The 12124-nt window shown below is 37.8% G+C and carries 12 protein-coding genes; 7 read left to right on the top strand and 5 right to left on the bottom strand.

Translation table 11 applies throughout. From position 1 onward, the window contains the following. Positions 1–13 precede the first annotated feature (13 nt). The 3 genes from QPK98_RS02500 to aat all read left to right on the top strand — a co-directional run bounded on the left by QPK98_RS02500 (position 14) and on the right by aat (position 2094). Complete coding sequence (locus QPK98_RS02500; protein WP_310991736.1) at positions 14–889, top strand: flavin reductase family protein; 876 nt, start codon at positions 14–16, stop codon at positions 887–889. Positions 890–974: 85 nt separating this feature from the next. After that, complete coding sequence (locus QPK98_RS02495) at positions 975–1355, top strand: DUF3127 domain-containing protein (protein ID WP_310991422.1); 381 nt, start codon at positions 975–977, stop codon at positions 1353–1355. 97 nt (positions 1356–1452) lie between these two features. Continuing rightward, positions 1453–2094: a leucyl/phenylalanyl-tRNA--protein transferase gene (gene aat, locus QPK98_RS02490; protein ID WP_310991421.1), complete on the top strand. Its 642-nt coding sequence runs from the start codon at positions 1453–1455 to the stop codon at positions 2092–2094. A 38-nt stretch (positions 2095–2132) separates the two neighbouring features. On the opposite strand, the gene QPK98_RS02485 is transcribed toward aat, so the two are convergent. The 3 genes from QPK98_RS02485 to QPK98_RS02475 are packed head-to-tail and all read right to left on the bottom strand — an operon-like array spanning position 2133 to position 4158. Beyond that, positions 2133–2702 (bottom strand): DNA-3-methyladenine glycosylase I, encoded by a 570-nt coding sequence (locus QPK98_RS02485; protein WP_310991420.1) that lies wholly within the window; start codon positions 2700–2702, stop codon positions 2133–2135. Between the two features lie 38 nt (positions 2703–2740). Then, on the bottom strand, positions 2741–3355 hold the full coding sequence (locus tag QPK98_RS02480; protein WP_310991419.1) for a deoxynucleoside kinase: 615 nt from the start codon (positions 3353–3355) through the stop codon (positions 2741–2743). Between the two features lie 5 nt (positions 3356–3360). Continuing rightward, positions 3361–4158: a hypothetical protein gene (locus tag QPK98_RS02475; RefSeq protein ID WP_310991418.1), complete on the bottom strand. Its 798-nt coding sequence runs from the start codon at positions 4156–4158 to the stop codon at positions 3361–3363. 97 nt (positions 4159–4255) lie between these two features. Here QPK98_RS02475 and QPK98_RS02470 point away from each other — a divergent pair, with 97 nt between their 5' ends. The 4 genes from QPK98_RS02470 (at position 4256) to QPK98_RS02455 (ending at position 9748) form a co-directional block, all read left to right on the top strand. Beyond that, positions 4256–5047, top strand: a complete 792-nt coding sequence (locus QPK98_RS02470; RefSeq protein WP_310991417.1) for a GLPGLI family protein — start codon at positions 4256–4258, stop codon at positions 5045–5047. Between the two features lie 83 nt (positions 5048–5130). Then, positions 5131–6036 (top strand): GLPGLI family protein, encoded by a 906-nt coding sequence (locus QPK98_RS02465; protein ID WP_310991416.1) that lies wholly within the window; start codon positions 5131–5133, stop codon positions 6034–6036. Positions 6037–6189: 153 nt separating this feature from the next. Next, on the top strand, positions 6190–8949 hold the full coding sequence (locus QPK98_RS02460) for a carboxypeptidase-like regulatory domain-containing protein (RefSeq protein ID WP_310991415.1): 2760 nt from the start codon (positions 6190–6192) through the stop codon (positions 8947–8949). A 184-nt stretch (positions 8950–9133) separates the two neighbouring features. Next, positions 9134–9748 carry a DUF4230 domain-containing protein gene (locus tag QPK98_RS02455; protein WP_310991414.1) on the top strand — a complete coding sequence of 205 codons (615 nt, stop codon included), beginning with the start codon at positions 9134–9136 and terminating at the stop codon, positions 9746–9748. Here the strand turns inward: QPK98_RS02455 and QPK98_RS02450 are convergent. Together QPK98_RS02450 and QPK98_RS02445 are read right to left on the bottom strand one after the other, a co-directional pair. Further along, positions 9743–10048 (bottom strand): rhodanese-like domain-containing protein, encoded by a 306-nt coding sequence (locus QPK98_RS02450; RefSeq protein ID WP_310991413.1) that lies wholly within the window; start codon positions 10046–10048, stop codon positions 9743–9745. The genes QPK98_RS02455 and QPK98_RS02450 overlap by 6 nt on opposite strands. Positions 10049–10085: 37 nt before the next feature. Next, positions 10086–11924 (bottom strand): aromatic amino acid hydroxylase, encoded by a 1839-nt coding sequence (locus QPK98_RS02445; RefSeq protein WP_310991412.1) that lies wholly within the window; start codon positions 11922–11924, stop codon positions 10086–10088. Positions 11925–12124: the final 200 nt, after the last annotated feature.

Raw genomic sequence — 12124 nt, 5'->3', positions numbered from 1 at the left:
ACATTTGCAAGCTATGATTTCTATTGATCCAAAACAATTAGCTACCGGAAAGTTACACGCGTATCTGTTAGGCGCAGTTTCACCACGGCCAATATGCTTCGCAAGTACTGTAGATACTGATGGTAACGTAAATCTTTCACCTTTTAGTTTTTTTAATGTTTTTAGTGCAAATCCTCCAATCTTGGTGTTTTCACCGGCAAGACGTGGTCGCGACAATACTACTAAACACACCTATGAAAATGTGCTAAAAGTACCCGAGACAGTTATAAACATTGTTAGCTACCAAATGGTACAACAGGTTTCGCTTTCCTCTACCGAATATGGCAAAGATGTAAACGAATTTACAAAAGCTGGTTTTACTGAACTGGCTTCAGAACACATTAAACCACCACGCGTAGCCGAAGCTCCAGTGCAATTGGAGTGTAAAGTTAATGAGGTTATTAGTCTCGGAAAAGAAGGCGGAGCAGGAAATTTGGTTATTTGTGAAGTAGTAAAGCTTCATATAAAAGAAGAAATTCTCGACGATAATGGCGCCATAGACCCTTATAAAATAGATACGGTTTCTAGACTGGGTGGCAATTGGTACAGCCGGGCAAAATCAGGTCTTTTTGAAGTGCCAAAACCACTACGAACCATGGGAATAGGTGTAGATAAGCTTCCAGAAGAAATTAGGAACAGTAAAGTGCTTACGGGTAACGATTTGGGAATGTTGGGTAATGTAGAGGGTTTTCCAAATTCGGAAGAAATTAATACCTTTATAGCTACTTCTGAAGCCTATCAAAAAATTGTGGCTTCAAATAATGTGGAGACCATTCATAAAAAAGCTCAAGAGCTGCTCTGTGAAGGAAATGTAGCTGATGCATGGAAAATATTACTCAGTAAGCAATAAACTGTCCTCCGGAAAAGCGAGTTTAAAGGGTTTTTTCGGAAATAACACTAGAAAAAAATAGCAATAAAGAATAAATAATAAAACGATGGAATTACAAGGAAAAATTAAACTGATAGATGAAACTAAAACCTATGGCAATAATGGTTTTAGAAAAAGAGAGCTGGTAATTACTACCGAGGAGCAATATCCGCAGCCTATAATGATTGAGTTTGTTCAGGATAAAACCGATTTGTTGAACAATTATAACGTAGGGCAAGATGTAAAAGTTAGCATCAATGTTCGTGGTCGTGAGTGGGTAAACCCGCAAGGCGAAACCAAATATTTTAACAGTCTTCAAGGATGGCGCATTGAAAACTTGTCTAAAGAAGCACCTTCAGGTGGCGTTGTGCCGCCCGTGCCTCCAGCGGAAGCTTTTGAGCCTGCTAACGATTTAAACGAAGATGAACACGACGATCTTCCATTTTAAGCGCTAAGTTTCTAAACTTTTTTAGAATTGAAAAAACCTCGAAGTGTTTCTAGATGCTTTGAGGTTTTTATTTTGAATACAATAGCAGTTTTTAAAAATGCAGTACCTTACTAATGAACTTTGGTTTCCAAATCCTGAGCAAGCAACGGCAGACGGCTTGTTGGCTATTGGTGGCAATCTTTCTAAAAGCCAATTGTTGCTGGCTTATAATTCGGGTATTTTTCCTTGGTTTGAAGAAGGACAGCCTATTTTATGGTGGAGTCCCGACCCTAGAATGATACTTTTTCCGGAGAAGTTCAAGACGTCAAAAAGCCTTCGGAAATCTTTGCGGAGTGATAGGTTTCAAATCACTTTTAACCAAAATTTTAAGGACGTAATCTCCCATTGTGCCAACGTGACAAGAAAAGGGCAGGCGGGAACATGGATAACCCGCCAAATGCAAGACGCGTATATAGAGCTCCACAATGCTGGGCATGCAGTTTCAGTTGAGGCCTGGGAAAACGATAAATTAGTTGGCGGGCTTTATGGCATAGACCTTCCACATAAAAGAGTTTTTTGTGGCGAAAGCATGTTTAGTTTGGTCAGCGATGCGTCAAAAGTGGCGTTTTATCACCTTGCCGAACATTTAAAAAACAAGGATTATAAATTTATAGATTGTCAGGTTTACAACCCTCATTTGGAAAGTTTGGGAGCAGAGGAAGTTGCTAGACGTGTGTTTTTAAAGATGCTAAAAGCTTGAAGCACCTAGAGCGTTGTTAAGGTTGTTTTAGGGATGAATTATACCTCGTTGTAGCGGAAACAATCTTCAACATGATCGTTCACCATTCCCGTGGCTTGCATAGTGGCATAAATAACAGTACTGCCCACAAATTTAAAACCGCGTTTTTTAAGGTCTTTGCTCAACGCGTCGCTTATTGGTGTGGTAGCAGGAGCATCGGTATAATTTTTCCAAGTATTTTTTATGGGTTCATTGTTTACAAAACGCCAAATATAGTCGCTAAAACTTCCAAATTCTTTTTGAATTTCCATAAATGCTTTTGCATTTGAAACTGCGGAATGAACTTTAAGCTTATTGCGGATTATTCCTTTATCCTGAAGTAGCGCATCAATTTTTGATTGCTCATATTGGGCTATTTTCTTATAATCAAAGTTATCAAAAGCTTTCTTGAAATTTTCGCGCTTTCGAAGAATGGTAATCCAACTTAAACCAGCTTGAAATGTTTCTAAAAGAAGAAATTCAAAAAAGGTATCATCATCTTTTACGGGTACGCCCCATTCCTCATCGTGATATTTTACATAAAGCGGGTCAGTGCCACACCATCCGCAACGTACTTTTTCTAAATTCATACTTAGTTTTTTATAATTCTTTACATTACAAAGTAAATTTAAAACAAGCCATGAAGTTCTGCATCAATCTTATTGATAACCTCGCCTAAATGTTCGGGGTTATCAACAAAGTTTATATTGTCAACATCAAGAATAATAAGGTTCCCCTTGTCATACCCGTGTATCCAAGCTTCGTAGCGCTCATTAAGCCGGCTCAGGTAATCAATGCTGATAGAGTTCTCGTATTCGCGGCCACGATTGTGAATTTGCTTCACCAAATTTGGTATGCTACTGCGTAGATAAATCAATAAGTCTGGGCCTTCAGTAACACTTTCCATTAGCTCAAATAGCGAACGGTAATTTTCAAAGTCACGATTGGTCATTAAGCCCATAGCATGTAGGTTTGGCGCAAAAATATTGGCGTCCTCATAAATGGTTCTATCCTGAATTATATTTTTGTCTTTTTCACGAATATCGAGAATTTGTCGAAAACGACTGTTCAAAAAGTAAATTTGAAGGTTAAAAGACCAGCGCTCCATTTGGTTGTAAAAATCGTCTAAATACGGATTGTCATCAACCTCTTCATAATGGGGCTGCCACTTGTAATGTTTTGCCAGTAAGCGAGTAAGTGTAGTTTTTCCAGAGCCTATATTTCCTGCAATTGCAACGTGCATACGTGTTATTTCTTTGGGATGGTTAGTGTAAAAGTGTGCAAAATTTTGCCGTCATAAAGATATAGAATATCATTGCTAAGGTGCAAATCTTTAATTTCCATAATTGGCAATTCAAGTTTAGTGGTTTTCCGCACAATTTTATCATTTCGTTTTGCAAAATCGGGCATATAGTAAAGTGAATTATCTTTAAGAGCGATTAGATTTTCGTTCTGCTGAATTATTTTTTCATAGCCTTCAGAATCTACTTCGTTTAAAATACTTCCGTAAATATTGAAGGCTCTCAGTGTGTTTTCGGTCAACACGAAACAGTAGTTAAAGTTACTAGCCTGAGAAATTAAACTCCCTGAAAACGGTTGTGATACTACGGTTTGTAATTTTACGCTATAGTTGTATAGTTCCAACTGTTGGGTATCTACATCAAAAAGCCATAAACTTTTGTTACCCGCATTGGTGGCGGTGCTCACATTCATAAACTGGGGGAGATTGTTGAAGTTGATCCGCTCTATCTCACTAAGTTTATTGTCAAGAAGCACCACCGTGTTGGTGTCTTTAAAAAATACAATAACCTTTAACGGGTTTATAATATCTACCGATGTAATCTGGCCCAATTGAAGGTCGTTAAAACGAAAATCCCCGTCTGGCCCTTGCTTATTAATTACCCGATCTTTTATAAAATATAGATTTTTATAATTGTCGGCGCCAATAAAACGGTCTGCCTCAAAAGGAACCGTTTTTACCGAAGTTAGGCTTTGTGCAATTCCGAATTGTGAAATAAGTAGAAAAAAAATGAAAAAATGTTTCATATCTTGGGCAAGTTACAAAATGCGAAGTTAGTTTTTAACGGAAAATGATGTAACAGATTATAAATTTAATCGTCTTTATTAAAAACACCACAATCAGATGCTGAAAAAATACCTTCTTTCAATTTTTATATGTTGCTTCATATTTCAAGTTTCTTCTTCACAAGAAATAACCGGAATAGCAACCTATAAATCTTTTATGAAATTTGACGTTGAACTGGACAGCATGCAGGTGCCAAAGGAGCTTCAAGCTGACCTTTTAAAAGCTATAAAGCAACAAACCCAAAAGGAATATGAGCTGCATTTTAGTAGCACTGAATCTGTTTTTAAGGAGAAAGAGCAATTGGCGCAGCCTTCGGCCAACTTCATGTCTGGTGCTATGGTTAGCAGTACTGGTGGGTTTGGTGTTTCCTATAAAAATCTAAAGGAAAACCGTTATGTTACCCAACGTGATCTTTTGGGAAAGCTGTTTCTTATTTCCGATACGCTTAAAAATCAAGAGTGGAGCCTTGAAAAAGAAACTAAAAATATTGGAGATTACACTTGTTTTAAAGCAACACGAGTTCGAACTTCTGAAGATACCGAAACTGGCGAAACGATAGAAACTCCGATTACGGCTTGGTACACACCACAAATTCCAATCGCCACAGGACCTTTTACTTATGACGGTCTGCCAGGGCTAATCTTGGAAATTACCGATGGTAAATCAACATATTTATGCAGTCAAGTTGTTTTAAACCCAAAGAATGGTGTAAAAATTGAACAGCCAAAGAAAGGGAAGAAAGTTTCCAATGAAGAATTTGAAGAAATTCAAGCTAAAAAAATGAAAGAAATGCGGGAAAATGCACCAGTTGGTGATGGTAATTCTATAGAGTTTACCATACAGAATTAGGCCTTTGCAACATTATTTATACGAAATTCACCCTAATTAGATAGAAGCCGAATAACCGTGCTATTCGCCATAAACCATAACAAATGAAAATATACATATCAATATTTCTGCTAGCCTTCACCCTGCAGATTAGCGCTCAAGACAATAACCAGAAAGCTCACCAGAAGGACTTTTTTGGGCAGGCATTTTACGAATCTAAAACTACTGTAGATATAGATGCTTTTGACGGTGGTAACGAGATTCCTGAAGCAATGAAAAAAATGGTTATGAACCAGATGAAATCTGCCTTAGAGAAAACCTATGTGCTTACCTTTAATAAGGATGAATCTATTTATAAGGAAGAGGAGAAACTAGATGCGGGGCCAGTAAATCCTGGTTTTAAGATGATGATGGGCAGTTTTATTCCAGGAGCCCAATATAAAAATATTAAAACCGGAGAAATGATTGAGGAAAATGAGTTCTTCGGAAAGCAATTTTTGGTTACCGATAGCATTCAAACCTTAGATTGGAAAAAAACCAAAGAATCGAAGCAGATTGGAGCCTATATTGTCTTTAAGGCTACTGCAATGAAAAAAGTTGATGCCAACGATTTTAGTATGGCACGACCCAAAAAGAAGAAATCGGCCTCTGATGAGAAGCAGAACGAAGCAGAAGCTAAACAGGATTCTACCAAGTTGGAGGATCCTATGGATAGGATTGAAATTCCTGAGGAAGTGGAAGTTACTGCTTGGTTTACGCCGCAGATTCCCGTAAGCAACGGACCAGGGGAATACGCTGGCCTACCCGGACTTATTTTAGAGCTTAACGTTTACCGAACTTCTCTTTTGTGTTCTAAAATTGTGATGAACCCCAAAAATGCCGATAATATTGAACCGCCAAAAAAAGGTAAGAAAGTAACTCGAGAGGAGTATATAAAAATAGTAAAAGACAAAACTGAAGAGCTGCGCGAAAACTTTCAAAATAGAGGCGGCAGGCGTGGCGGATTTTAGGAAGATCATTTAAAAAGCTATGGTAGTTCTTTGTGGCTTAGCGACTTTGCATGAAAAAAATGGCTCGCAGGACGTTAAGTTGAATTCAAATTTCTATAAATCACTTTTAATAAACTTGGTGTCCCAGCGACGCTGTGGTAAACCCTTTTTTCAATGAACAAGATCTTTACTTTCCTAATATTACTTTTCACCTTTTCACTTTCTGCTCAAAGCATTAAGGTGAAGGGCACGATTAAAGACAGTATTGGTAATCCGTTGGAATTTGCCAATGTAATTGCTGGGATAAAAGCTACTGGTGAAACCGAATCGTATGGAATTACAAACCATCAAGGGCGCTACCAGTTAGATTTGCCCGAAGAAAACGAATATGTGTTACGGGCGAGTTTTCTGGGATATGAAACCAAAGAACGGACCATAAATGTACCTGCCAATTCGGAAAATATAGAATTAGACTTCATTTTAAATGCTAAGGAAAGCCAATTGGACGATGTAGAGATTGTTTACGAAATGCCCGTTACCATAAAAGGCGATACCATAGTGTATAACGCCGATAGCTTTAAAACAGGCGATGAACGAAAATTGGGCGATGTTATGAAAAAACTTCCCGGGGTAGAAGTAAACGAAGAAGGCGAAATTCAGGTAGAAGGGAAAACCGTTCAAAAAGTTATGGTTGAGGGGAAAGATTTTTTTGATGGCGATAGTAAATTGGCCACTAAAAACATTCCAGCCGATGCTGTTGATAAGGTGGAAGTGCTTCGCAATTATAACGAAGTTGACCAAATGCGCGGTTTGGGTTACGACCGCGATAATGTTGCTGTAAATATTAAGTTAAAAGAAGGGAAAAAGAACTTCTGGTTTGGTGAGGTTACCGCAGGCGCCGGTTTGGCCGATGAGTATGAAGCTGAAAATGGACGTTATTTAGCGCATCCAAAGCTTTTTTACTACAGCCCAAAATACAGCATCAACCTAATAACCGATTTTAATAATATTGGGGAAGTGCCGTTTACGTTTCGGGACTACTTCAATTTTACAGGCGGTTTTAAAAACTTCAATAGAGGAGGGGGAACCAGTTTTAACATTAGCGACAGCGACCTTGGGTTTGCAGTTTCACAAAATGATCGTGCAAAAGCCATTGAAGCTAAATTTATTGCTGGAAATTTCAGCTACACCCTAAATGATAAACTGGATGTTAGTGGCTTTGGAATTTTAAGCGATAATAAAACAGACATCGTCAATAAGAGCATACGGCAATATATAGTAACGGGAACTACTGAAAACACGAGTACCAGCAACAACCAACAAAGCCAATTGGCAATGCTAAAGTTGAGTAGTACCTATAAACCAAACAGCGATTTTCAGTTGGATTATGATGTCTTGGCAAAAACGTCAAAGCAAACCCAGGAAGACAACACCATTTCAATAGTAGGCGAGAATCCCAATGCTATTTCTGAAGCTAAGGAAAACCAACCTTTTTCAATTAAGCAAAATGTAAATGCCTATTTCACCTTAAACGATAAAAACATTTTTGCGGCGGAAGTACAACATTTATACAAAAATGAAGATCCGTTTTACCAAGCGGTTCAAGATTCCATTCCGTTTCGTGGTGTTTTCACCCAAATAGATCCGTTAGACCCATTTAATAGCAATGCAGATACTTTTGATCCTTTGGAGCAATCTGAGCGGTATAACATCAATCAAAACAAAACGGTGAAAAGTAATAAATTAGACGCAAAGGTTGATTATTACTACATTCTCAATAATGTCAGCAACCTTAATTTTACCATTGGTACAACGTATAGCAAGCAATCGTTTAACTCGGGAATTTTTCAGATTCTAGATAACGGGAACGAAAATCCATTTGAAAGTGACGCCTTTAATAATGACGTGAGCTATACATTTACAGATGCCTTTTTTGGATTGCACTATAAGTTAAAATCTGGGAAATTCACCTTTACACCTGGTGTTACGCTTCATAATTACAGCCTTAAAAACAAACAATTGGCTGTTACGGCTACCCAAAACGACTGGAGGTTGTTGCCTGATGTAAATGTGGTATGGGAGTTGAAAAAAAGTGAAAACCTGCGCTTTAATTATGGAATTACTTCAGAATATAGTGATGTAAATAATTATGCTGAAGCCTATGTGTTTAATAATTACAACCGACTTTTCCGAGGAAATCGAGAATTGGAAAATTCACTTTCGCATAGTTATAACTTGACGTATTTTAGTTTTAACCTTTTTAATTATACCAATATTGGCGGAAATATAGGCTATACAAGACGAATTGATGCCGTAAAAACAAACACCCAATTGGTGGGGATAAACCAAGTGAGTAGCCCTGTAAACTTTGACAGTAATTTTCCGGATGAAACATTTTCGGCCGTGGGAAGGTTTAGTAAGCGGATAAAGAAGATTCAGTTTAAACTTGATGCCGCTGTGTTTTTAAGTAAAACCAATAACACGATTAATAACGAAGTTCAAGAAAGTCAAAGTCTTACACAAAACTATAATGCTAGTCTGCTTTCAAATTTCAGGGAGTTTCCGAATTTTGAAATTGGTTATCGTTTTATGAAGAATGATTATGAAAATGGAGGAATAGAACAAACGTTTTTTACAAACCGCCCTTATGCCAACGTAAATTTCCGCTTTTTAAAGCACTTTAACCTGTTTGCAGAATGGGATTATTACAAGTATACAAACGATGCCAAAACGGTGGAAAACAAATACTCCTTTTTTAATGCAGATTTGTATTATAAACACGGGGAAAGTCCTTGGGAATTCTCGGTTCGCGCCACCAATATATTGAATACAAAATCTATAAATAACGATAGCTTTAACGATCAATTTAATACCACTTCGCAGTATTTTGTAATGCCGCGCATTGTTATGTTTGTTATAAAATACGACTTGTAAATTGCGCTTTAGCTTGGGTTAAATAGCACGGAATGCGCTGCCAGTCAGTTTTTATGTTGAAACACTTTTTGCTGAATTTCTTAAAGTATGTTTTTCTAGACTTCCATTGAAGTAGAATTATAGCTATTTTTGAATTTCACTTCCCGGAAATTCACCTATTGCGAAACGGTCTTAAGTCTTGTTTATGAAAAAAATAATCCTCGGAATTTTAATTGCTCTTGTTGTTGTTTTTGGTCTGCGTTATTGCGAAAACCAAAAAGAGAACCGAGATGTTCTTGAGGCAAATACGGCTCTTATTCAAAAGGAGTTGGAGAATGTAGGTAAACTGATTGTTACAGAAGGTAGTTATGCCCAAGTGTTTAGTTATAACGATTCAAGAAAGTTTTATTTTGATGTGTTGTCCGCTCGTAAAAAGGCATTGATTGTTGTAAATGCAAAGGCGAGTATTGCTTATGATTTGAGTAAAGTTCAAACCGAAATAGACGAAAGTAACAAAACCTTGCGCATTACAAGTATTCCCGAACCTGAACTTTCCGTCAATCCAAATATTGAATATTATGATATGCAACAGGATTATTTAAATCAGTTTAGCGCTAAAGACTACAACAAAATAAAAAAACGCATAGAGAAATCGCTACGGAAGAAAATTGAAGCTTCTCAGTTGCGAACCAATGCCGAAAACAGATTGATTTCAGAACTTCAGAAAATTTTTATCCTTACCAATTCTATGGGTTGGACCTTGGAATATAACGGAAACCCAATACAAGAAGAACAGGATTTTAAAGCCTTGAAGTTATAGTTTTTTACTCAGGCTAAACCAGCCCCCGCCGTTCATGGCTTCAATACCGTTGCTTTTTAAAATACCTGCTGCACTGGCACTTCGCATTCCGCTAGCGCAACAAGTAATTACCGGTTTGTTCCACTTTTTTATGGAAGCAATTTTAGAATTTATGCTTTGCAACGGAATGTTTTTGGAGCCCGGAATTGCACCTCCGTCATATTCACCTTTGCTGCGAACGTCTAATATTATAGCGCCACGGCTTTTAAAGTCTTCAATTTTCTTTGATTTGTTGCCGAATAAAAAGTCTAATAATCCCATGGTTTATCCCGAAGGTCGGGTTCTTTTAAATTAATATTTATTTTGCTGCTAACATTTTGAGTGTGGCCGAAGTGTTTAAAAGCTCCAGTCCACCGTCAATTAAATGCGCTACTTTTGGTCTTTCTTTTTTCAAATGTAAAAGATGATTTAAAACTTCTTCAGAAAACTTTGAATCCATTTTTTTAGACAGCTCATAAATCTCTAAAGGAAGCAGCCAATCGGTTGGGTGATTTTCTTTTAACTTTTCAAATACTTGACTAATTTTCTTCCCTTCTGAAGAAGCCGTCAAAGGAAGAACTTGATTTTCTCGTATCTCCCGAACTGTTTTGTAAAACCCATTCAGTTCTTTTTCTTCTTCTGAAAGCTTTACCCGAACAGTTTCATGCGTTGAAACGTGGTTTACCAGATTGAACGAGTTGTAATCTGCCGCACCTGCAAATGCCGAAACGATTTCTTTGCCCACTGCCATATCAAAATCGCCCATTTCTGGTGTAAACAATACTTCGTCTTTATATTTTACGGTGCAATCGGTAAATTGGATAAGCATTAGCTCGCCCCTTAAGTTTCGCATACCGGTTACGTTTAGTCCGTTTACCGTAATTCCGCTTTCAAATTCAAAGGAAATAGGCTTTCCATCGTAAAAATTATAAGCCTGTAAATCGCGAGGCCCCATGTTTTCAATAGATAGATTAATGCCTCTTAGTTTCCCCAATGGCGACCGAAATCCGTTTGTGTGTCTGCTAATGCCGTGGCCAATTACTTCTTTTTCACGGTAGCTGAGGGCGGTTTCTCCTTCCGTTTCAAAATATACTACCTCATTATCCTCATTTTTTATCATGCGGCTGAAATTACCGCTAATCTGCAATCCTGTGCTTAATTCAATCGTGCCCAGTTGTTTTGATTCAATCAGTTTATTGAGTCCGCGCCAACCACCTTTTCTAACGGCCATTGTGTTTGCAAACTCTTCCAAGACTTCTTGTAAATATGCAAAATCTGGTGTTACATAAAGTTGGGGCTGTGGCTTTGTGATATCAAAATCTTGGTAAGCCGCATCTATGGAATACGGAATTTTTTTCACCTCGTCTTTCATGCACCATACACTTTCCCCAATAGAGGAGAGCAATCCCGCGCCGTAAATTTTCGGGTTTTCGGCAGTGCCTACCAAGCCGTACTCAACGGTCCACCAATGCAAATTCCGAATCAAGGAAATTTCAGAAGGTTTTACTTTTTTGTTTTGAAGTTCTTCAACAAGATCCTCGGCTTTTTCAATTCGTAAAAGATGATTTTTTTGTAGTTGATTTGCTTCTTCTTTATTGGCGGAGGTTGGGAGCGGGCTTTCTTTTAAAATAGAAAGTTCTCTAACCGCTTCATACATATCAATGTCGTGGGCGCTAGAAATAGCCTTTGAGCCAACTTCTCCAAAACGTCGTAAATATTCAGCATAATCGGGGCTGGCAATAATGGGGGCGTGGCCTGCACCTTCGTGGATAATATCTGGTGCTGGGGTGTATTCTATGTTTTCAAGTTGGCGAATATCGCTGGCAATCACCAGCACTTTATAGGCTTGGAACTCCATAAATGCATTTGGTGGAATAAACCCATCAACAGCTACAGCCGCCCAGCCTATTTCTTTTAAAATGCGGTTCATCCCGTACATGGAAGGAATTTCGTCAATGGATATTCCAGTTTTTTCGAGCCCTTTCACATAACTTTCATGAGCTACTTGGCTTAAATAATTGACGTTTTTGCGCATTACATAACGCCATACGGCTTGGTTTATGGGCGTATATTGCTCATAATCCTGAGGCTTTATGTATTGTTTTAAATGCGGTGGTAACCGGTCTAACAATTCGTTAGTTTCAATCTTTACTTCCATATTTCAAAAGTACTGCGTTTAGATTTGAAATTCTATTGTTCCTCCCCATTTTTCAGAAGGAAGTTGCTTTTTCCTGTGTCAAAACTAAAATCGGAAAGAGCTTTTATTGAGGCTTATGAAGAATTTGTTGTAATTTTTTTTCATTTTTTAGTAAAAACCAAGACGGAGTAAGTGGATAGTCTTTTGTAAATTGCAACTTC

Origin of the sequence: Aequorivita marina, from assembly GCF_031631895.2 — a bacterium.
GTDB lineage: Bacteria > Bacteroidota > Bacteroidia > Flavobacteriales > Flavobacteriaceae > Aequorivita > Aequorivita marina.
Note: the sequence above shows the minus strand (reverse complement) of the source record. Positions and strands in the feature narration are given on the sequence as shown.